The organism is Verrucosispora sp. TAA-831 (assembly GCF_050780145.1).
GTDB lineage: Bacteria > Actinomycetota > Actinomycetes > Mycobacteriales > Micromonosporaceae > Micromonospora.
The window spans coordinates 1,344,251-1,366,055 of record NZ_CP192240.1; the positions used below are offsets into that span (position 1 = coordinate 1,344,251).

16 protein-coding genes and 2 pseudogenes are annotated in these 21,805 nt (G+C 65.0%); 13 read left to right on the forward strand and 5 right to left on the reverse strand.

Features of this window, described 5'->3' with window-relative positions; genetic code table 11:
- Positions 1-11: 11 nt before the first annotated feature.
- From ACQVFL_RS06140 to ACQVFL_RS06150, 3 genes and pseudogenes are all read right to left on the reverse strand, one after another.
- A complete protein-coding gene (locus ACQVFL_RS06140; protein WP_431728904.1) occupies positions 12-644 on the reverse strand; it encodes a DUF5753 domain-containing protein in 633 nt (210 codons plus the stop codon).
- A 55-nt stretch (positions 645-699) separates the two neighbouring features.
- Positions 700-1,482: a transposase family protein gene (locus ACQVFL_RS06145; protein WP_431727345.1), complete on the reverse strand. Its 783-nt coding sequence runs from the start codon at positions 1,480-1,482 to the stop codon at positions 700-702.
- Positions 1,483-1,604: 122 nt separating this feature from the next.
- A pseudogene (locus ACQVFL_RS06150) lies at positions 1,605-1,790 on the reverse strand (helix-turn-helix domain-containing protein); the annotation flags it as partial.
- 752 nt (positions 1,791-2,542) lie between these two features.
- Between ACQVFL_RS06150 and ACQVFL_RS06155 the strand changes: the two are divergent.
- The 4 genes from ACQVFL_RS06155 (at position 2,543) to ACQVFL_RS06170 (ending at position 6,387) form a co-directional block, all read left to right on the forward strand.
- Positions 2,543-3,406, forward strand: coding sequence for a helix-turn-helix domain-containing protein (locus ACQVFL_RS06155; RefSeq protein WP_431728905.1), 864 nt, complete (start codon positions 2,543-2,545; stop codon positions 3,404-3,406).
- 178 nt (positions 3,407-3,584) lie between these two features.
- Positions 3,585-4,574: a biotin synthase BioB gene (locus ACQVFL_RS06160; RefSeq protein ID WP_431728906.1), complete on the forward strand. Its 990-nt coding sequence runs from the start codon at positions 3,585-3,587 to the stop codon at positions 4,572-4,574.
- The gene (locus ACQVFL_RS06165; RefSeq protein WP_431728907.1) at positions 4,574-5,317 is read left to right on the forward strand and encodes a hypothetical protein; all 744 of its coding nucleotides are present in this window, start codon (positions 4,574-4,576) and stop codon (positions 5,315-5,317) included. Before ACQVFL_RS06160 ends, ACQVFL_RS06165 begins: the two co-directional genes overlap by 1 nt.
- Positions 5,314-6,387: an SDR family NAD(P)-dependent oxidoreductase gene (locus ACQVFL_RS06170; protein ID WP_431728908.1), complete on the forward strand. Its 1,074-nt coding sequence runs from the start codon at positions 5,314-5,316 to the stop codon at positions 6,385-6,387. The genes ACQVFL_RS06165 and ACQVFL_RS06170 overlap by 4 nt, the downstream gene beginning before the upstream one ends.
- Here the strand turns inward: ACQVFL_RS06170 and ACQVFL_RS06175 are convergent.
- Both ACQVFL_RS06175 and ACQVFL_RS06180 read right to left on the reverse strand, forming a co-directional pair.
- Entirely contained in the window at positions 6,374-6,820 is a 447-nt protein-coding gene (locus ACQVFL_RS06175; RefSeq protein ID WP_431729778.1) for an NUDIX domain-containing protein, read from the reverse strand. The two genes, ACQVFL_RS06170 and ACQVFL_RS06175, sit on opposite strands and share 14 nt — an antisense overlap.
- A 454-nt stretch (positions 6,821-7,274) precedes the next feature.
- Complete coding sequence (locus ACQVFL_RS06180; RefSeq protein WP_431728909.1) at positions 7,275-7,931, reverse strand: HAD family hydrolase; 657 nt, start codon at positions 7,929-7,931, stop codon at positions 7,275-7,277.
- A gap of 1,122 nt (positions 7,932-9,053) precedes the next feature.
- Between ACQVFL_RS06180 and ACQVFL_RS06185 the strand changes: the two genes are divergently transcribed.
- The 9 genes and pseudogenes from ACQVFL_RS06185 (at position 9,054) to ACQVFL_RS06225 (ending at position 21,745) form a co-directional block, all read left to right on the forward strand.
- Positions 9,054-9,941 (forward strand): replication-relaxation family protein, encoded by an 888-nt coding sequence (locus ACQVFL_RS06185; RefSeq protein ID WP_431728910.1) that lies wholly within the window; start codon positions 9,054-9,056, stop codon positions 9,939-9,941.
- Positions 9,942-10,319: 378 nt separating this feature from the next.
- Entirely contained in the window at positions 10,320-11,213 is an 894-nt protein-coding gene (locus ACQVFL_RS06190) for a DUF2637 domain-containing protein (protein ID WP_431728911.1), read from the forward strand.
- Between the two features lie 312 nt (positions 11,214-11,525).
- A pseudogene (locus ACQVFL_RS06195) lies at positions 11,526-12,997 on the forward strand (tyrosine-type recombinase/integrase).
- 547 nt (positions 12,998-13,544) lie between these two features.
- Positions 13,545-15,041 (forward strand): Eco57I restriction-modification methylase domain-containing protein, encoded by a 1,497-nt coding sequence (locus ACQVFL_RS06200; protein WP_431728912.1) that lies wholly within the window; start codon positions 13,545-13,547, stop codon positions 15,039-15,041.
- Positions 15,042-15,056: 15 nt separating this feature from the next.
- Entirely contained in the window at positions 15,057-16,064 is a 1,008-nt protein-coding gene (locus ACQVFL_RS06205) for a BsuBI/PstI family type II restriction endonuclease (RefSeq protein ID WP_431728913.1), read from the forward strand.
- Between the two features lie 321 nt (positions 16,065-16,385).
- Positions 16,386-17,330 carry a BsuBI/PstI family type II restriction endonuclease gene (locus ACQVFL_RS06210; RefSeq protein ID WP_431728914.1) on the forward strand — a complete coding sequence of 315 codons (945 nt, stop codon included), beginning with the start codon at positions 16,386-16,388 and terminating at the stop codon, positions 17,328-17,330.
- A 514-nt stretch (positions 17,331-17,844) separates the two neighbouring features.
- Entirely contained in the window at positions 17,845-19,941 is a 2,097-nt protein-coding gene (locus tag ACQVFL_RS06215; RefSeq protein ID WP_431728915.1) for a sensor histidine kinase, read from the forward strand.
- Positions 19,942-19,985: 44 nt separating this feature from the next.
- Positions 19,986-20,687: a hypothetical protein gene (locus ACQVFL_RS06220; protein ID WP_431728916.1), complete on the forward strand. Its 702-nt coding sequence runs from the start codon at positions 19,986-19,988 to the stop codon at positions 20,685-20,687.
- A gap of 38 nt (positions 20,688-20,725) precedes the next feature.
- Complete coding sequence (locus ACQVFL_RS06225) at positions 20,726-21,745, forward strand: ComEC/Rec2 family competence protein (RefSeq protein WP_431729779.1); 1,020 nt, start codon at positions 20,726-20,728, stop codon at positions 21,743-21,745.
- Positions 21,746-21,805: the final 60 nt, after the last annotated feature.

Sequence of the window (21,805 nt, forward strand, 5' to 3'; positions counted from 1 at the left end):
TCCCCTCACAGTCAGTGTATGTCGATCAAGCGGCCGAGGAGCTTCCGCGAATCGGCCACGTTCAGGGCAGCCGCTCGAAGTTGGTCGAACATCTCGGCGTACCGCCGGATGTCAGCCTCTTTCTCCAGGTACAGCGCGCCAGCCATGTTCTCGATGTAGACGAGTTCGGGGTCGGCGGCGTCCGGGAAGTCCATCACGGCGAACGCGCCGTGCATACCCGGATGTGCGCCGACCTTGTAGGGCAGCACCTGGAGCGTGATGTGCGGCCGTTCGGTCAGGTCGAGCAGGTGTCGTAGCTGGTCGACCATGACGTCCACGCCGCCAACCTCACGGTGCAGCACGGCCTCGTCAACGATGGCCCAGAGCTTGAGCGGATCGTCCTTGGTGATGGATGCCTGCCGCTGGGCGCGGGTTTCGACGCGCTGTTGGATCTCGTCTTCGCTGGCGTAGGGCAGGCTGGCCGTGACCACGGCGCGGGTGTAGCCCTGCGTTTGGAGCAGGCCGGGCACGAACAGTGACTCGTAGTTGCGGACGCTGCGCGCCTCGCTCTCGAAGCTGATGTAGGTCGTGTACTCCTCGGGCAGTTCGCTCTCGTACGCCTGGAGCCACCCCAGTTGCGATGCCTGTTTGGACAGCTCGACCAACGCCGCGCGGCGGGCGGGGTCAGTGATGCCGTACTTGTCCAGCAGTGAGCCATTTTCATCGTGCGTGGCGGTCGGCTTCGACGTGGTGCAGGGCGAGGATGGCTTGCACGATCGCGGTCGCTCGGCGTGGGCAGCAGCGCAGCTTGATCAGGATTTTCCAGGTCTTGAGGGTGGCGATCGCGCGTTCGCCTCGAGCGCGGATCTTCGCGTGGGCCCGGTTGACGGCTCTCTGCCGGGATGACAGCTTCGGCCGGAAGCGGCGCCGCTTGAACGGGGTGCGCACGCTGCCGTGGGTGCCTTGATAGCCCTTGTCCGCGAAGGTCATCACGTCGGCGCTGGTCAAGGCGTCGATGATGCCGTGGGCGCGGGCGGCGGTCAGGTCGTGCGTCGAGCCGGGTAGCGCGGCCGAGGCCCAGACGAGACGTCCGGCCGCGTCGGCGATGACCTGCACGTTCACTCCGTGACGCTTGTGCTTCCCGGAGTAGTACGGCTTCTGGTTGGCGACCCGGTCGATCGGGATCAGGGTGCCGTCGAGGATCGCGTAGGCGAGCAGCCGGATCCTGGTCATGGCCGTGGCCAGGTCGCCGGCGGTCGCGGCGAGCAGGTCGATGGCCTCGCGGACATAACGCCAGGCCGTCGTGACGCCGATCTCGAATCCGACGGCCAGGCGGGCCAGGGTGTCGCCGTTGCGCAAGTGGGCAAGGGCGAGCAGGGCTTGCCGGCCGGGGGCGAGGCGTCGCCACCGGGACCGTCGCTGCTGGCGGCGGGTTCGGATGAGGGCGGCGAGGTGGTTCAGGCTGCGGGTGGACAACGGAATCGCGGCAGGGTAAGACAGCACAGCGAGGCTCCCGGTTGGGGCATCTGATCTTGGTCGATTGCTGTCTTACCGGGAGCCTCGTCCTACCTGGACACCGGCCTCCCGCACCACCCGCGACCTGCACCGTCACGATGAAAATGGCTCAGTGTCAGCAGCGTGCGCCGCTGCGGGCGAGCCTTGGCCGTCTCGATGCGGTACAGGGTGGCGCTGTTGATGTTCGTTTGCTCGGCCGCGTCTTCGCGGGTGAGGCCGGAAGCTTGTCGGAGGCTGCGCAGCTCGCCGGCCAAGCGTCGAAGCCGAACGGTTGGTGGCTGACGACGTGTTGCCAACTTCGATCCCCCTTGCTCCCGGCCTCTCTCAAGTCTGCCGGTCGTGTGAACGCGCCATCGTGACAGGGCGAGCCAACCCTAATCTTGCGAACGCAAGTCTTGCGTTTTCACTCCAGGCGAGCGCAGGATAGGCGAAGGAGCGACGCGGTGGGAGGGGTTGGATTTGATCTCGGTCGCAGCGGCGACCCGCGACTCGTGCGGATCCGCGCCGCCCCACCCCAGCTCAGGTCTACCTGCGGCTCGAATGTCGCGCAGTGGCCAACATCAGCACGATCGGGCACCCATCGATGTGATGACGTGCGCTGCGCATGCGTCTCGGCAGCGTGGCCAGCACTGGGAACGTCGAATGGCTCCCCGCTTCTACGTGACGGATGGCTCCGTAGTGGCGGGTGAATCGGGCCGGGCGTGCCGCGCGGTGCCGCTTGTCAAGCTCCCACGCGGAGCCGCGCGGCGCGCCTGTCCCATCGGAAACGCAAGGACGTGTGACATGGCGACGACTTACCACGGCGGTCAACAGCTCGATCGAGCGCAGGCGACATTGGACCGGCACGCGGTGTCCAGTGGCGACGGGTTGTGTGTGGAGTGCAAGGTACTCGGCCCCTGCCGCGTCAACGAGGAAGCCGCCAAGGTGTTCCTGCTGTCGGCCCGCCTACCTCGGCGGCGGCCTGGTGCCACGCGGCCGGAGTTGATGGGTGCCGGGCGAGGCGGCTTCGGTTGGCTGTCGGCGCGAGCGGCAGGTTGAGATGTCAACCGTGGCGGCGGAGCCGAGCGGGCCGCTTTACGGCGTTCGCCCTTTTCAAACGCGGGCCGGCGACCGATCCGCACAGCCTTTGTGTATCGGCGGCGAGCGCCGTCTCGGCGCGGCCGGTGCGATCACCCGGGATCACCTGGACGACGCGCGCAGGAACCTCGGCCGGCACTTGGCCCGGCGGCGCAATGCTGTCGGGTTGAGGCAGGTCGATCTTGCCAAGCTCATCCGCTACTCGCGAAGCGCGATCGCGGGCGTCGAGGCCGGTCGGGATAACACCACCCGCATCTTCTGGTACAACGCCGACGTCGCCCTTGGCGCACGCGGCGCCCTGTTGGCCCTGTTCGATCAACTGGACGCGCTCGTGCGGAGCCTCCACGCACAGAAAGCTCGCGCGCGCGACCAGGAACGTCAGCAGTTCGGGCTGCCTCCCGCCCCGCTCATCCCCGAGCAGGCAGCCGGTCCGGCGGCCTGCGCGGGCTGCGGGCCGGTCGTCGTCGGCCGATGGACCGGGCGGGAGGTTCGTGCGTTTCGCGAGGCGCTGCGGATGAGCGTGGATGGATTCGCCGAACACCTCGGCGTGGACCCATCGACGATCCACGGATGGGAGCACAAGCGCGTGGCACCACCCACGCGCGCGGCGCAGTTGGCGTTGGACCAAGTTCTCACCCTGGCTCACACCGACGTCAAGGCTCGCTTTCGGCTGCTTCTCGACTTGCCTGACGACAGCGCCTCCTGGGCTCTCGGCGGCCAAGCCGCGCACGCCGGTTCATCTCTCGCCATCCCCGTCGCTCCGGCGGGCCATACGTGTCCGGCCTGCTGGCACCCGCCAACGACCGAGGCGACAAGAGGAAGGAGGCGGGCATGACCAGATCACATGATCCGTAGCGGCGAGAACGACCACATGCCAGCCCGGCCAGCGACCACCTGGGCCGGCTTCCGGGGTGACGCTTCGTTGGCGGCGTCCCTCTGTCCGTCCGCTTCTGGGTTGACGGGCCTTTGCACCTCCCTTTCGTGCCACCGCGCTCGATGAAGAGGAGATTCCCGTGCTCGACGAACGCGACATCCGCGCCATGCTGATGGTGCAAGGATCCGAGCGAGAAGAACTGTTCACGCAAGCCCGTGCCGCCCGCGCCGGCGTGTACGGCGACCGGGTTGTCGTACGCGCGGTTATCGAGGTGACGAACCTGTGCCGGGTCGACTGCGACTTCTGCCCGATGCGTCGCTCCAACACCCGAACCAATGACGTGTTCCACCAGACACCGGCTGAGATGATCGAGACGGCGATCGGCGTACACGCTCTCGGCGTCGATGTGATCTGTTTTCAGGGCGGCGAGGTGCCGCAGACCACCACGTCGGTCGGGGCCGCGCTACCCACCATCGCTGAGCTGTACGGCGGCCGGGTGGAGCTGCTGCTGAACCTGGGCAACAAGACCCGCGCCGAGTACGCCAGACTGCGCGAGCAGGGTGCGACGAGTTACATCATCAAGCACGAGACATCGGATGTGGACCTGCACCTACGGATGCGGCACGAGGCGCTTGACCGGCGGCTCGCGTGCACGGCGGACCTGCTGGACCTCGGTTACCGCGTCGGCTCGGGAATGATCATCGGCCTACCCGGCCAAAGCCCGGACAGCATCGCGCGGGACATCGTCCTGTGCCGCGACATGGGCGTGCACATGATGTCGGCGGCACCGTTCGTGCCTGCACCGGACACCCCCTTGGCAGGCGTTCCTGCCGGCGACGTCGAATTGACCCTGAACGTGCTCGCCGCGATGCGACTCGCCCAGCCCGAGTGGACGATCCCCTCGGTCAGCGCCATGCGCGCCAGCGTCGAAGGCGGCCAGCGTCGCGGATTCGACGCCGGAGCGAACGTCATCGTCTTCAACGCCACCCCCGCCGATGTCCGCGACAAGTACCTGATCTACGGCAAGGACCGAAAGGTCTCCGACTACGAGTACGTCATGGACGTCATCGCCCAGGCTGACCTGACACCAGGCGGCTCGGTGTTCCTGACCGAGACCGGGAGGCCCTGATGGCGCTTCCTGTCCTGACGGTCGACCATCCGGTGGTCATCCTCGCGCGCGGGCTCGGCACCCGCCTTCAGGAGGTAGCACGAGGCAAACACAAGACCATCGAGATGGTCGGGGACCGCCCGATCCTCGGCTGGATCCTGCAGGAGCTTCGGGCGGTCCGCCCTTCACGGCTGTACTTGCACCTGCGCGAACCCGACGCGGAGGCCGCCGCGCTCGCGGCCGGCCACGTCCAGCCCGTGGAGATCAGCATCGGTCCGCCGACCGGCTACCTGCCCGACGTCGTGGACTGCGCCCGCTACGGCGAACGGTTCAGCGTGATCGAGGCAGACACCATCACCCATCCAGGATCGTTGCGGAACTTCCTGATTCTCGCTGACCAACTCGGCCGGCACGCTGAGCTGTGCGTGGGCGTCGCACCGTCCAGCGCCAATCCGAACGGACCGGCGGTCGTGGTCGATGACAGCGGGCTGGTCACCGTCGTGAGCTGGAAAGCCCAGCCGTCCGGCCTCGTGCCGCTCGGTGCGTGGCACTGGACGCGACGCATGCTCGCCGACGCGCCCGGCTTCGCAGCCCGATCGACCAGCATCGCCGACTACATCACCTGGAGCATCCCGCGCGGCGCGCTCGTCGCACCGATCGGACTCCCCGCCGGGCACAACATCAACACCCCGGCCGACCTCGACCACGCCCGGCAGCAGATTCGGGCATGGACCACTCTTCACGAACGGAGCACCACCGCGTGAGCGTCGCCATCGTGACCGGCTCTGCCGGACTCATCGGGTCGGAGACCGCCCGTCACTTCGCCGCCCTCGGCCTGGACATCGTGGGCATCGACAACGACATGCGCCGGTACTTCTTCGGCAAGGACGGCACCACCCTGCCCAACGCCATCAAGCTGATCAACGAACTCGGAGACCGGTACACCCATCTGGAACACGACATCCGCGACCGCGACACCCTCGGCAAGGTGTTCGCCCGCTACGGCAAGGACATCGCCGTGGTGGTGCACGCGGCCGGGCAGCCAAGCCACGACTGGTCGGTACGCGAACCGCTGACCGACTTCGACGTCAACGCCGTCGGCACCGTCAACATGCTCGAACACACCCGCAACCACTGCCCCGACGCGGCGTTCATCTTCACCTCCACCAACAAGGTCTACGGCGACCGCCCCAACCAGCTCCCCCTCACCGAGCTGGACACCCGGTGGGAGGTCGAACCCGGCCACGAATACGCCGACGGGATCACCGAAGCCATGCCCATCGACTCGTGCCTCCACTCGATCTTCGGCGTCGGCAAGGTCGCGGCGGACATCGCCGTGCAGGAGTACGGCCGCTACTTCGGCCTCAACACCGCCACCTTCCGGTGCGGCACCCTGACCGGCCCCGCGCACGCAGCCGCCGAGCTACACGGGTTCCTGGCCTACCTGATGCGCTGCGCCATGGAGCAACGCACGTACCGAATCTTCGGGTACAAGGGCAAGCAGGTCCGCGACGCGATCCACTCCCACGACCTCGTCACCGCGTTCGAGGCGTTCCTGCGCGCCCCGCGCCAAGGGGAGGTCTACAACATGGGCGGCGGCCGGCACTCCCACGTCAGCCTGATGGAGGCGACCACCCTCGCCGAGAAGATCACCGGCCAGCAGATGATCACCGAGTACCACGAGGACAACCGGATCGGCGACCACATCTGGTGGGTCGGCAGCACGGCGAAGTTCGCCAATCACTACCCGAACTGGAAGTACAACTACGACATCCCGGCAATCCTGACCGAGATGTACGAGGTCAACCGGGAGACGTGGATCAGCCGGCGCTGACCAACTCCCGGTACTGCGGGGAGTCCAGGAAACGCGGGACAATCTCACCGTAGGCTCGCCCGAACTCCAAGGCGCGCACGTCAGTTCCGTCGACGAACCGCATCGCGGCACCTTCTCCGCACACCACATCCTCGTCCCCGGCGTCGGTCGGCGCGTAGAAGATCGAGAACTCGCCGACCGCGCCGGGGAACTTCGCCGAGGGAGCGATGCCCTGCCAGAACAGGCGCAGTTCCTCGACCTTGAGGCCGGTCTCCTCCAGCAACTCCCGGTTAGCGGCCGTCAGCGGGTCCTCACCCGGATCGACGTTGCCACCAGGCAGACACCAACGGTGCGGATCCACCCGGGTGTTGCCGTCGCGCAGTTGCAACAACAAACGGCCCTCCGGATCGACCAAGATCACACCGGCGATTCGCGCATCTACTCGCACAGTCACGCACCGCAGCCTAACTCGAAAATCGACCGTAACTTGACGTGCGGCAGCATCCCGAACCAGAGCGTCGCGGACCTGCTGCTGCCAGACATGGCTGAAAAAGGGAGGTTCAGCGCGCGGGAGCTCCGCTCGTTCGCGGGATAGGCAGCCCTCTCTGGCGGCGACCACAGCGAAGCCGCCGGTCAGCTCAACCAGGCACTCGCCGCGCTTACGGCCACTGGCGCCAAGCAGCGCAGTGTCGTACTCGCCGGCCTCGCCACTGCCCACGGCCAGGACGGCGACAAGGCCGCCGACTACCTCAACCAGGCCGTCGACGCCCTGCACAACGACTGGTACGGCGTCGGTCTCGACCGCGTCCGAGCCGTCCGTCCCATGCTCGGCGGCAGCCGACATGGCGTTCACTGCTGGATGAACGCGTCGCCACTTTCACCGCCAGCCACGCCGCCCTGCTGGGCAGCTAACGCGCCGACTCGTTGTGCTTACGTACGAGGTCAGGCAGCTCGGCCAGTGAGTCGAGCTGGAACAGGCACCGGTCGCTGATCGCCTTGTTGCCGAGGATGTAGCCCCACGGGCCGCGGCGGATCAAGGCCGTCGCGATACCCGCCTCTTGTGCGGGCCGGATGTCGTTGTCCAGTCGGTCCCCGACGTAGAGCACATGGTCGGCTGGGCATCCCGCCTCGGCGATCACTAGGTCGAAGAATGCGGCGGAGGGCTTCTCCACGCCCCAGCCGTCGGAGGTGCCGATGACGTCGACCGGTAGGTCCAGGGCGCGCAGGATGGTCTCCGCCCGTGCCGTCTGGTTGCCGGCCAGGCCGACCTGTAGCCCGGACTCGCGTAGCGCGGCCAGACACGGTCGAGCGTCCGGATAGAGGTTCTCCTCGGTGAAGGACTCGGGCTGTCCCGCCGCCGTGCGGCGCTTTCGTTCCTCGGTCAGGTCGAAGCCTGGCCGGAAGACCTGGAACGTTTCCCGGTAGTCCAGGCCGCGAGCGATGATCGCTCCGAAGACGGCCGAGAAGGTGTGGCGTGGCACGCCGAGCCAGTCCGCCCAGGTGCCGTACTCCCGGGACTCGTCGACGATGGTCTCGCCCACATCGAAGAACACGCTCGCGATCACCCGGCGATTGTGTCCGGTGCTCCCATCGGGATCAACGTGCACCGCGACCCGGGCCGCCCGGTGGGCCAGTGCTGAGCCGTCGCCACACCGAGTGCAACCCGGTTGTGGAAGCCATGCGGGTCCGACTCGCCGACGGGGACCTCGGCGACCCCTGCGCGGGCCTGCTCGGTCAGCGAGAGGACTGTCTCACAAGGTGAAATGGCTGAACAGGTAGGCCAAGATTTTTCGGCAGGGAATTTGTCCGGCTGGGGGCCCTGTGCGGGTTGGCGGGTGCCAGTGGGTCCGGCTGGGTCCGGAAACGTCTTGATCGATTGCCGGTGATGCTGGTTGACAGGGTGCTGCCGGCGGAGGCGTACTGGTACGAACGCGGCCGCGTGGCGGTCTGCCGCCGGGTCGGATCGGCCGGTTTGGTGGCGCTCCTTCGGAAGCGTCGCCGGTCGTTCGAGGCTCGGGAGTGGACGGGCCGTCGATGGGTTCGAGTGGCAGGGGGTTCGGCATGAAGGATCTTTCTCCGGCGGGTTGAGTCGACGCCCCGCCGGGCCGTCGTGGTGTCGACGGCTCCCGGAGTATCTGCCCCAGGCTGAGTCGAGCCCGCTACCGGCGTGGCACGGTGCCGCCCTGCCCTCCGCAACTGCTACCGCTGTTCCCGCTGTCGCGACCGCCTTACTGGTGGTCGTGTCGGTCGTTGCTGCCCTGATCTGTCCTCGTGTCGGCCGGTGCGTCGGTCGGCGTGTTCATTGACAACTTCACAGTGCGCCTTGCCGCAGTCTCCCGTGCCCGCATGTGGTTGCGGCGCACACCTACGGCGTCGCGACCGTCGACGCCACCATTCTTTTCGATCAAGGAGCTTTCGTGTTCTCTGTACATGCCATCTCACCGAGTTCCGGTCTTCTGCCGGTGGCGGTGACAGATCCCGTGTTGACCCCCGTTCCGGGGTCCGAGTTGACGTCCCCGTTGGGGTCGGTCTTCAGCCGGACGCCCGAACGGACCCCTTTTTCCCGCTCACACCGCAGGTCAATCCGTCTGTCAGTACTGGCTGGTTGTCCTGCGACAGACCCGTCCTGGTCTCGGGTCTCTCCCCCTGGGGAGCCCACATGCGTATCGGAGTGGAGGTGATGGTGGATGGATGATCCGGTTCTGCGTGTGCAGTCGCAGTTGACCACCCGTGATCGGGTGCTGCTGGGCTGGCTGTACGACCACGGTGTACTGACCTCGTTCCAAATCGCCCAGGCGCTGTTCCCATCGCTGGACTTCTGCCAGCGGCGGCTGCGCACCCTCTATCGGCTGCGGCTGGTGGCGCGGTTCCGGCCGCAGCGCGCCGACGGTGGCTCGTACCCGTATCACTACGTCATCGACCAGCTCGGTGCGGAGGTCGTGGCCGCCGGCCGCGATGAGCGGCCACCGCGTCGTGATCATGCCCGGGTGGAGCGGCGCCGGTGGACGTCGAGCCGCACCTTGGCGCATCGGCTTGGTGTGAACGGCTTCTTCACCGACCTCGCCGGCTACGCCCGCACCCACCCGGACACCCGGCTGGGGGAGTGGTTGCCGGAGGCGACGTGTCAACGCTTGGGGGTGTTCACGCGGCCGGAGGATCCTGCTCTGGTGCGCGCCTATCAGCCTCGGGTCCGTCCGGACGGCTACGGCCTGTGGACGGTGCGGGGTGTCGGGGTGCCGTTCTTCGTGGAGTACGACACCGGTGGTGAGCAGCTGTCGGTGCTGACCGGCAAGCTGCTCGGCTACCGGCACTGGTTCGTCGCGTTGGGGCGGGTGTGGCCGGTGCTGTTCTGGCTGCACTCGGCCGCCCGGGAACGCAACCTACGCCGCCTGCTGGCCGATATGCCGCTGCTGGTGCCGGTTGCTACCGGAGCCCGCGATCACGCCGCCGCGGCGGGCCTGTGTCCCGCGCAGGCGGTGTGGGCTGTGCCCGGCGGTGACGGCCAGCGGTCGACGCTCGCCGACCTGGCGGTGTGGGTCGCCGACGCCCGTGACCTGAACGGGGAGGCGGCATGAACCTCGACAGCTTCCCGAACACCGTCACCGCACGGTCCGCGTACGACACCGCATCGGGGTGGTTCTGTCATCGGTCTGTCAGCGTCTCACCGGAGGCGGCTGACAGACCGGTGACAGAGCCGGACCGTCCTGACAGTGCGATGGCGGAGGTATCGTCCCGGCTCCCATCCGGTCGGTCCGCGATTCCCGTCCGGACCAGTCTGTTCACGGTCCCGGACCGGTGTGTCGGGGCCGTCCGTCCGCTCGTCCCGTTCTGGCGACCGGGACCGGGACCGGGGGCGGTCCGGTCCGGGGAGGTGGTCCGCCACGACTGCAGCAGGTGATCCGGATGCCAGTTCGGGGCGTAGCCGGGCCGAGGGTGTCGTCCAGGTCGTAATCATGCTTGCTATCGGTGGGGCTGCTGGTGCGGCCAGCTTCACCCACGTCCGCGACGTCGCCGCCGCTCACGGCCAGCCGGGTTGGCTGGCGTGGGCGGACGCGATCGTGCTGGAACTGATGTCGGTCGCCTCCGGCCTGGAACTCCGCCGCCGTAAACGATCCGGCGTGTCGGTGGTGTTCCCGGCGACGGTGCTGGCCTGCGCGGTGACGTTGTCTCTCGCGGCGCAGGTCGTGGAGGCCGAGCCGTCACCGATCGGCTGGATCGCCGCAGCCGTGCCCGCTCTCGGCTTCCTCGTCATGGTCAAGATCGCCCTCGGCTACACCGCCGCATCCACGCCCACGCACGCGGACACCGCCCCGTCCACCGCCGAGCCGGCGGACCAGTCCACCACCGTCATCCTGGCCGAGCCGGACGGGGACCGCGACGGCCGGTCCACCCCACCGGATCCCGACCGACCACCCAATGCGCGGACCGTCCACGACACCGGCAACCATCACGATCACCACGAGCCGGACGGTCCCCGTGCTGGTGGACCGGTGCAGCGACGCCGGTCGTCACGACGCGGACCGTCCGCCCACCCCACCGACACCGCCGAGCTGCTCGCCGTCGCCAGACGCGTCCGGGAGCAGCGTGCTGCCGACGGCAAGCCGCTGACCCGCGCCGCACTGGCCGCGGCGCTGCGCTCGACCGGGCACACCGTGTCCAACACCAGGGCATCGCAGCTGCTGAAGATCCTCAAAGCCGACCAACCTGCGGCGTCCTCGTCTCATGACCGTCAGGCCGAGACAGAGACCGATGACAGCGCACCACCGGCACCGCCCGCCGCTCCTACGCCCACCACCTCACTCGCCTCGCATCAGCGTCAACCGCAGTCAGGAGAACCGACACCGTGAACACCAACATCACCTCAACCCGCGACACCGCAACGACCAGCCCACACCCGCCAACCGCCGGTACGCCGTGGACCGTCGAGCGGATCCGCGCGCTCGGCGCCGCCACCACCCTGCCCACCGCCGCAGCCGCATCATCGTCCCCGTCGCCGGCCTCCTCCGACTCCTCCTCCTCGACAACACCGCCCCGACCCCCGACGACGGCCGGCGACTTGATTCCGCCCCCGTGACGAGCGTGGATGCAACGACCCCGCCACCAGCGGACTACCACCGACACCGCTGGCGGCACCACGCCGAGCACCCAGGAGACAACCCATGAAGGGATCCACCTTCAAACGCTGCGGCTGCCGCGACACCACCACCGGCCGGCGACTCGGACGTTCCTGTCCCCAGCTTCGTCGGCCCGGCGGCGGCTGGTCCCGCACCCACGGCCACTGGCACTGGCAGATCGAGATCCCCGCCCGCGCCGACGGCACCGCCGCCCACTCCGCCACGGCCCCTACACCACCCAGGCCGACGCCGACGCGATCCTCGACCGCATCCGCGCCGCCCTGGCCGTGCCCGACCCCACCGACCCGCACGTCACCATCAAGACCGGCGACCTCATCGAGCGCGCCGTCAAGTCCGGCGCGCCCATCCCCACACCGGATCAGATCCGGCGGGCGCTGCACCTGGACATCACCCCCACCGAGCTACCCACCATGGAGGCGTATCTGACGGACTGGCTTGCCGGACGGAAGAACATCAAGGCCGGCACGCTGCGCTCGTACGAAGGGCACATCCGGCTGTACCTGATCCCGCACCTCGGCCACCTGCGCATCGACCGACTCCGCCCCGGCCACATCGACGCCATGTACGACGCCATCGCCGAACGCAACACCACCATCGCCACTCTGCGTGCCAGCCGGGACCCGGCTAAACGTGACCAGGTCAGGAACCAGCGAATCGTCGGCCCGAGAACGATGCACGTCATCTACGCCACCCTGCGCAAGGCCCTCAACGACGCAATGCGCCGCCACCGCTACATCGACACCAACCCCGCCCTCATGATCGAACTACCCACAGCCCGACCGCCCAAGCCCACCGTCTGGACCGCCCAACGCATCCGCACCTGGCGCGACACCGGCAAGACCCCGAGCCCCGTCATGATCTGGACACCCGAACACACGGGCAGATTCCTCGATCACACCCACGACGCGAACGATCGGCTCTACGCCCTCTACCACCTCATCACCTTCACCGGCCTGCGACGAGGCGAAGCCTGCGGCCTGCACTGGGACGACCTCGACCTCGACGCCGCCACCCTCACCGTCCGCTGGCAACTCGTCCAACACGGCTGGGCCACCGCCATCGACACCCCCAAAACCACCGACAGCGAAGCAACCGTCGCCCTCGACACCGAAACCGTCGCGGTCCTACGCGCCCACCGCGCCCGGCAACACCGCGAACGCCTCGCCGCCGGTGCCGCCTGGACCAAGACCGGACTGGTCTTCACCACCCCGACCGGTGAGCGGCTCCACCCCGCCGACGTCACCGACCACTTCCACCACCTCGCCACCCAAGCCGGACTACCACCCATCCGACTCCACGATCTCCGCCACGGCGCCGCCACCATGGGCCTCGCCGCCGGAGTCCAGATGAAAGTCATCTCCAACCGACTCCGCCACTCCAGCCCACACTTCACCGCCAAGTTCTACGGCGACGTCCTCCCCGAACTCTCACACGCCGCAGCCGAAGCAACTGCCGCCGTCGTCCCACGTCGACGTGGGACGACGAGGCCGGCATAGCCCGAAGGCTGCCCACCCGCCGCCACAGGATCAGCGCCCGCAGCTGGCGTCTGCCCATTGATCCAGGCAGCGCCAATAGATCTGAGGCACCGCAGCGTGCTACCGAGGATGTCAAGCCCCCTCCCGTACATCTTCTCTGGAAGTAGAGCCCCGGTGTCCTGACCTTTCACGGGATCCGGGCACGGCTTCTAATCTGCTGAAACCCTGCGTCGACTTCCGCCGTCTCTCGTCGTTACTCGCGCTCGGTTGTGCCGGATCCGTGCCCGGCCCTGAACCCGTCGGTTGCCGACGTGGCGTCCGCTGGCGGCGCGGTTCGACTGGCCGCGAGCGTTGGCCCCGTCGGTCGAAGCCAGCTGCTTTCAGGAACTCTGCGCCTTGACCCGGCCTGCCGGCACCTCGTCCGTCGTGCCCGAGCTGCTTCATGCAACCCGGCGGCGATGTTCTCGCTGCCCTGAGCAGCGCCGACAGGCAGTGGCAGCCCGAGACACCGCAACCTCGTTGCCAGCCCTGACTCGATCCTTTTACTACGAGCAGGCAGACTGAGCGCATGACAACCACGCCCGACGACCTCATGGCGCGCGCGGAGCAACGCCGGCTCACGTGCGGTGCACAGCTGACCGACGTAACGCGCGCCAAGCTCGGGCAGTTCTTTACGCCAGCGCCAGCCGCTGACCTGATCGTTGGTCTCGCCGAGTTTCCTGATAAGGTGAGCATCCGCAGCCTCGACGCGGGTGCCGGTACGGGGTCCCTCACCGCGGCGCTAGTCGCGCGAACCGCCCGCGAAGCTCCTGATCTGAAGCTGCACCTGACGACGTTCGAGGTTGATCCCAATGTCAACGCCGAGCTGGCTGCCACACTCGCGGATTGCGCCGATGCGCACCCCGTCACTTTCGATCAGTACACCGACGACTTCCTTGTTTGGGCCTCCGAACAGCTACGGACTGGTGCAGAGCCGCAGTTCGATCTGGCGATCTTGAATCCGCCATACCGCAAGATCCGCGCCGACAGCCCTGAGCGTGCCGTGCTGGACTCCGTAGGCGCGCCCACGACGAACCTCTATACGGCATTTGTCCTGCTCGCGTTGCGGCTGCTTGCACCTGGCGGTCAGCTTATTGCTATCACCCCGCGTAGCTTCGCAAACGGCACCTACTTCCAGAAGTTTCGGGAGGAGCTTCTGAGTACCGCTGCGTTGCGTAACCTGCATGTCTTCGGCAAGCGCAACGTCGTGTTCGCGGACAGCGAGGTTCTTCAAGAGAACGTGATCTTCCGGGCAGTCGTTGGAGACGTGCCGAGCGCCGTACGGATCTCGACCAGCGAGGGGTACACCGATCGCCCGATCTCGCATGAGGTGCCATATGGGCAGGTGGTAAGCCCGACCGATCCCAAGTCATTCATCCGGATCACGACTGACATCACCGGCCTCAAGCTGGCTGAGAGGGTGGCTGAGCTGCCCGCCTCGCTTGCCGATCTTGAGCTGAAGGTAAGCACGGGCCGCGTAGTAGACTTCCGGACTCGGGACAACCTGCGGGCTGAGAATGGTGTGGGCACGGTACCGCTGCTCTATCCAGGGCACTTGAGCGCCGGGCGGATCAGTTGGCCGATGCCTACGGGCCGCAAGCCGAACGCCCTGGCCGACAACATCGACACCGCGCCACTTCTGCTTCCATCAGGAGCGTATGTGCTGGTGAAGAGGTTCAGCGCCAAAGAGGAGCCAAGGCGGATCAGCGCAGCGCTGCTGCTGCCCGAGGACCTACCAGGCGCGACCGTCGCGATCGAGAACCATTTGAACGTCTTCCACGCGAACAAGGCTGGCATGGATCCCCAGGTCGCGGCCGGTTTGGCGGCGTTCTTGAACAGTGCGCCGGTCGACCAGTTCGTCCGCCTGTTCAGCGGCCACACACAGATTAATGCGGGCGACCTGCGCAGCCTTCGGTACCCGTCGCTGGAGCAGCTGCGCCTGATCGGATCGAGGATCGGGCAGCCGGTCAATAGCGACTCCGTGGATCCAGTCGTGCATGATGTGTTGCCAGGCCTGTACCTGTGACCTTGGAGCACCCCTGTGTCTGCGGAAGATGAGCAGAATGCCCGTGTTCGAGAGGCGCAAAGCGCGTTGAAGCAGCTGGGGCTACCTACGCCGCAGCAGAACGTCCGCACAGCTCTTGTGCTTCTGAGCATGCTTGACCTGGACGCCGATAGGCCGTGGGCAACAGCGCGACAGCAAACACTCGGTATCACTGAGAGCATGAACTGGATGGTGGCGCGCTACCCCTGGGTGAAGAAGGGGCGGAAGGACCCAGCTCGATATGCCCCCAACAGTCGGGAAAGCGTCCGCAAGGACAGCGTTCACCAGCTCATGGCTGCGGGAATCCTTGAGGCCAACAGCGACGCGCCGGACCGGGCGGTGAACAGCGGCGACTATTCGTACCGGCCGACGGAAATCGCGCTTGCCGCGCTTCGGACTTTCGGCACGCCGGATTGGCCTGCCGCTCGGGCCAGGTTCGAGCAGGAACTCGGGTCGCTCCGGGACCGGTGGGCCGCCGAGCGGGAGAGGCACCGGGTGCCGGTGCGGCTGCCGGACGAGTCCAACGTGACGCTCAGCGCCGGTAAGCACAGCGCTCTGATCGCGGCGGTAGTAGAGGACTTCGCGGCCTATTACACCCCGGGCGCCAAGGTCGTGTACCTGGGCGACACAGGTGCCAAGTGGGTCGTGAACGAAGAGACGTACCTCGCCGACCTCGGCATCAAGGTCGACCCGCATGGCAAGATGCCCGACGTGCTTCTGCATGACGTCGACCGGGACTGGCTGGTCTGCGTCGAGGCATACCAGTCAGTCGGCCCAATGGATGCAAAGCGAGTCGATGAGCTGCGGAAGCTGTTTGCCGGCTGTCGCCCCGGTTTGGTGTTCGTGACCGCCTTCCCGGACAGAGCCACCTTCCGGGCCGCCGCCGTCGATATTGCCTGGGAGACAGACGTGTGGATCCGGGACGCTCCTACGCACTTGATCCATTTCAACGGCGAGCGTTTCCTCGGGCCCTACGAGGCACAGCCAAGACCAGAGGTCAACTGATCTTGCGAGGGCGTCGCGGTCGCCTCCTCGGTGAAGGCGGTGGCGGAGCGCCCCTCCGGAGCTGGCCGGTATAGGAGCTGCTCCGGCAGGGGCGCGTGAGGGCGGCTTCGGAGTGAACTCGGTAGGACGAGATCGACTCGCTGTCGAGTCAATCTGGCGGAGGAGCTAGCCAAACCCCCCGCAAATCGGGCTAGCGCGGCAGTCCAGTCAATTTTAGTTACCGTGCTATTTCCGGCAAGCGTCGATGTTCTTGCCGTCGTCACTGTCGACACGCCGTGCGACTCTGCTGACAACGGCTTGTGTCAGCGGCACACTCAACAGGTGATCAATGAGGACGAGAAGCGCCAGCGCATTGCCCGGGTTTTAACCGCCTTGGGCCAGTATTCGCCGGAGCGCGAGGCGGCCATTCTCGCCTTGGATGACGAGAACTTGCCAAACCCTATCAAAGCGATGGCGAAGCTGGGCTTCAAGTTTTCGGACGGTGCGCCAAACAGGAAGCTTCTAGAGGAAGTGGCCCGTCGAATAGGGCGCTCAACTCCCGATCGCGAGAATCGGGATTATGTCCAATTGCCCCTACGCGAAGCCGGGATCCTGATAATAGGAACAGCCGATCCCGGCCAGCGTCAGTTCATTCGATATTACTGGAAACCCAAGAGCCCTTACGATTCGTACATGCTCGACGACGAGTTTCGGTCCCTTCTGCACAGCGATACAGGCGAGGAGTTTGAAGCAGCGCTCTCAGAGTGGATTAGGGGGACGGACTCACGGAGAGCGCGAATGAAGACGGCAGAGGCCGCTGCGTGGGCCGCCAACGAGGGTGGGAGGCTTGTTCCCACGACAGTGAGTCTCTACTGCGCTAACTTCCTTGCAGACTACGAGGTGGTATACGTCGACGATCGGGATGGCGACCGTATTGGCGAGGCCTTCCGAGATGATGTTCATCGCCTCGGTATACCACTGAACCTGGGTTCTCGTTGGCCAGATATCATCCTTCGCAATCCAGTATCGCGGCGCTTCTGGGTCGTGGACTGCGTGGAGAACGACGGTGAACTCGACTATTTACGACGGGACGAGATCGCCACCTCCTTCGCAGCGGAGGGTCTAGAGATCGCTGGCTTCACGACCGCCTATAGGAGTATTAGAAAATTCGCCGAACGCCAGCGCCGGCATGACAACATCGCGAACGGAACCTTCGTCTGGATTATGGAGATCGGGGGGAGTCACTGGCATAAGTTGTTGCCCAGAGTAGCCCAATGCCCGATGTGACGAGTGGAGAGGTGATCAAATGCGCTTCGTGCGGGAAAGCGGAATATCTCTTTGAGGAAGACGATACGGTTTATTGCTCTCAGTGCATGAGTAGGACATATGTATATAGTGGTCAGCTGTATGTGAGGAGGAAATGTCCTGAATGCAAACAAATTGCTGATGGTGGAGCGGCGTATTGCAAATGGTGTCATGCATGGAATTCAGAAATTCCGTAAGTTGGCTCTCGCGATCAGGGGTGTAGTTGCAGTCTGAAGCCGCCGGTCTCGAGCAGGCGGGGCATCCCTCATCAACTGGATCGCGAAGTCCCACCTCGAGCAGTGGAGGGCGAGTTTGTGTTCGGCCGGGCCGGTGGGCCGTGCGGAGGCGCAGAAATCGAGTTCTCATCTGTTCAAAGTCGCCGAGTCGGGGTCCCGACACAGTTGCCGACCTGTACAAGGCACACTCACCGACTTACTCTAAGGAACCCCCGCTGCTGGCTAGCAGGCAGAGACACGTCCTCATGGGAGCCAGTTAGATGACCAAGGTCAACCTTCGTTTCTCGCCCGAGATCTTGCGCCGGCTCGGCGAGGAACTTGTTCCGCACCCTGACCTCGGAGTCGTCGAGTTAGTGCGCAACGCCTATGACGCCGATGCGACGATGTGTACGGTCGAGCTAGATGGTGTTGATGTGGCAGGCGGGCGTGTAACCGTTGCTGATAACGGCGACGGTATGACGGGCGACGAAATCATTAGTGGCTGGCTCCTCCTCGGGAAGTCGTCCAAGGCTCAAGCCACCCACAGTCGTACTGGTCGACGAAAGGTCGGCGAGAAGGGCTTAGGCCGGCTAGCGGCCCTCCGGCTCGGTCGCGCTGTCACGCTCACTACTCGCCCGAAGACCCAGCCTCATACCGAGTACATCCTCCGCATTGACTGGACCGCGTTCGATGGTGCCGAGGCGGTCGAAGACGTTCCGCTGGCGCTGGATAGGCGTCCCACAACGCAGCCTTCAGGTACGGAAATCGAGATTGTTGACCTAAATGCGGGGTTCGACTCGCAGGACGTTGAACGCCTCGCCCGGGCGTTTGTTCTGCTGACAGGACCATTTCCCGGACCAGAGGGCTTCCGAACCACCCTCGATGCACCCGAATTTAGGATGCTCGAGAAAATCGTGCGAACTACTTATTTTGAAGAAGCCGAGTATCGGGTTGTAGCAGAACTGGACGATAACGGGCAGGCCTCTGCGAAGTTGGTGGACTGGCGTGGATCAGAAGTGGCGACGGGCGACCACTTCGCGATCAGCTCGGCGGGTGCGGAGCGAGGCCAGCAACCCGCCCTGGCGTACCTCGCGCCAGCGGCCACGTTCGAGCTTTGGGCTTTTGTGTTGAGTAACGAGGCTTTTGTCGTGCGCAACACGAAGCGCACGGTGACCGAGGTAAAGAAGTGGCTCCGTGCAGTCGGCGGTGTGCACCTCTATCACCGCGGGCTTCGCGTTCACCCCTACGGGGACGAGGGTCACGACTGGCTTGACATGAATCTGCGGCGGGTTCGCAGCCCGGAACTCCGCCCCGGCACCAACACAGCCCTGGGTCGAATCTCTGTCGTCGACGAGGCTCAACTACTCATACCTAAGACCGACCGGACAGGCTTCCTCGAGACTTCGAGCTTCCGGGAACTCGCTCGATTTGGCCGTAACGTACTCGATTGGGCGGCCAATGAACGCCTACGAATTCGTGAGGCGCGTAAAGCTGAGCGGAAGGCGGAGAATCGAGACCGAATGCGGTCGGCACTGACTCGCCTTGAGAACGCAATCCAGTCGCTACCTCCGCGCGAGCGAGCCGAGGTCCGTGCCGCAACGGACGATCTCAAATCGGCCTACGACGAGAAAGTAAGCTCGGTCGAAAGTGATCTGGTCCTCTATCGGACCCTGAGCACGGTGGGCACGACGACGGCGGTCTTCGCCCACGAGACGAAGCAGCCGGTAGATCTCATCGAACAGGCAGCGGGCGTGATCGCCCGCCGTGGTGCATCTTTGATCGAGGATTATCCCCGGCGGCTCGGCGACCAGGTTAGTGCGATCCAGGCTGCCGCTACGTCTCTGAGGACGTTCGCTGAAATTCCCCTTCGATTACTGCATCGCAGAAAGCGTAAGCCTCAGATCGTCAGTGTTAACGATGTGGTCGATGGTCTTCTACCGATCTTTCAGCCACATTTGGACAGCGCAGCTATTTTGGTCGAGCGTCAGCTTTCCGAGATGGGGACCCCTGTTCAGGCAAGCGTCTCAGCCATCGAGGCAATACTCGCGAACTTGCTGGCGAACGCAACCTACGCGTTTCTTCACCCTCATAGCGGAGGCGCGGATCAGCGAACGATCGTGATTCGAACAGAAACGACCGATGACCTGGTCATCCTAAGCGTGCTCGACAATGGGCCGGGTATTGACACAGGGAAAGTCGCTATTGGGGATATATGGTTGCCTGGCGTCACAACACGGGAGGATGGGACCGGCCTCGGCCTGACAATCGTCAGCGACGTGACACGTGATCTGGGCGGCCGGGTCAACGGCAAGGCGGAAGGCGAGCTTGGAGGAGCGGAGTTCAACATCGAGATTCCTCGCGTTATTTCGCGTATCTAGTTTTTAGGAAACAATGATTCCGCAGGGAGCACCTTTTGCCAGCGATGGTCGCAGAACTTCGCGCCGGAGACCGTATCGCCGTGGTGGAGGATGATGAGGCAAACCTTCGCGCCGTCGTCTGGACATTAGAAGACCTCGACCTCAAGCCGATCTGGGTCCCACCGGACCCGCGGGGCGTTGATTTCTTGATCGAGGAAGTCCGCGCCGTCGCTGGCGCAGTGATTAGCGACCACCGCCTGGGTAAGAAGAAGAGCATACCTTACTACGGCGCCGAGTTTGTCGCACGAAGCAATCAGCGAAAGATTCCGGCAGTTCTCATGACCAGTTATGCCAATAGCGACGAAAGCACCTCGATTCGCGCCTGGCGCGCCGATATCCCTCGCCTCTTGAACCGAGGGACGGATGTTGGTGATCCAGCAAAGATTCGTGGGGCCCTTGAGCAAGCGAGAGCGGAATGCCTCGGTGAATTCAGCCAAGAGCGTCGTGCCTACCAAGCCGTGGTTCGGGTCAAGGGGCTTCGGGCCGGCCCTAGCGGCACGGTTGCTGAAGTTTTAGTGACTGCATGGCGGCCGAATGAAGCCGTTGACATGCCAGCATCGATTGTTACCGACGGTCTTTCGATTGATGGCGTCGTTCTTAGGGGGACTCGCTTCGTTGCAGAGGTGAATATCTACGCGGAAAGTGGTGGAGACCTGTACTTCAAGAATATTAGGCCCGCGCCCGGGCTTCCGGAGGGCTGGAAGTGAAAGGGCATGACAAGGTGCAGCCAGCTTCCAGTCCGGATATGCTAGAACTCGTGGTCCTGGACGTAGGGCACGGAAATTGCACAGTGGTCCGGGATGGGGCCCGGTCCGCACTGATTGACGTTCCGCAAACGAAACAACTCATCCCTGCTTTGACCCGCAACGGCTGCGAACAGGTAGTCCATCTTCTTCTTTCGCATGCAGATCAGGATCATATTGGTGGAGCGGCCAAGATGCTGGCAGACCCGGCAGTGACGATCGACAACCTGTGGTGTAGTCCTACAGCAATTCAGGACACCGAGACCTACTTAGACCTCCTTCACCAAGCTGCACTACGTCATGAACAGCGGCTCTTGCGCTACCACAGCAACTTGAACGTTGGGGTCGACCGAGACTTGGACTTCGACCGAGTCTCCATTGATGTCTTGCACCCCGATATCGTGATGGCTGGAATCGGTCCGACACCTGCACGACACAAACTCGGACCAATTACTAGCAATCGCATGTCGGCTGTGATTCGTGTCCAATTTGACGGGACTCCTGTCGCCCTGCTGCCAGGGGATCTAGATGACGCAGGGTTCAGGTCCCTTCTTAGCCGGGGTGTTGACCTGCGCGCTCCCCTCCTAGTGTTTCCGCATCATGGCGGCTCCGGTGGCAGGGACAACCGAGCTTTCGCACGGGACCTATGTAGCGCGGTCCAACCGGAAGTGGTGGTCTTTTCACTCGGTAGAAGCAGGTTCGCGAATCCATTGCCGCAGATTTTAGAGGGCGTGCGGGAGGCAGCTCCCGCTGCACGCGTCGCCTGCACCCAACTCAGCAAGAATTGCCACTCATCGGACGAGCTTCCTGCAGGGAGGGGGCATCTATTGGAGTCATGGCCGTCGGCTGGGGCGGGGAAGGGCCGCTGCTGCTCAGGATCAGTGGTCGTGCGCTACTTGGACGGGGCGATCGTGTATGAACCGTCCGCAGCTCGGCATCTTGAATTCATTCGGGGCTCTGTACCCACACCTCGATGTGACGTGGTGATACCGGCTCCGCGTCTCGCGTCGACTCTGAATTGACGCCGTGCCGCAACTGTGGCTCGGACGGGGCGGCGTGGGTCGCGATGTCGTGCACATCGG

What these genes read in the sequence shown, in the direction of transcription:
- ACQVFL_RS06185 (WP_431728910.1), top strand. Translation starts at nt 9,054, where the DNA reads ATGGATGATCCGGTTCTGCGTGTGCAGTCGCAGTTGACCACCCGTGAT.
- ACQVFL_RS06220 (WP_431728916.1), top strand. Translation starts at nt 19,986, where the DNA reads ATGGTCGCAGAACTTCGCGCCGGAGACCGTATCGCCGTGGTGGAGGAT.
- ACQVFL_RS06200 (WP_431728912.1), top strand. Translation starts at nt 13,545, where the DNA reads ATGACAACCACGCCCGACGACCTCATGGCGCGCGCGGAGCAACGCCGG.
- ACQVFL_RS06165 (WP_431728907.1), top strand. Translation starts at nt 4,574, where the DNA reads ATGGCGCTTCCTGTCCTGACGGTCGACCATCCGGTGGTCATCCTCGCG.
- ACQVFL_RS06225 (WP_431729779.1), top strand. Translation starts at nt 20,726, where the DNA reads ATGCTAGAACTCGTGGTCCTGGACGTAGGGCACGGAAATTGCACAGTG.
- ACQVFL_RS06190 (WP_431728911.1), top strand. Translation starts at nt 10,320, where the DNA reads ATGCTTGCTATCGGTGGGGCTGCTGGTGCGGCCAGCTTCACCCACGTC.
- ACQVFL_RS06215 (WP_431728915.1), top strand. Translation starts at nt 17,845, where the DNA reads ATGACCAAGGTCAACCTTCGTTTCTCGCCCGAGATCTTGCGCCGGCTC.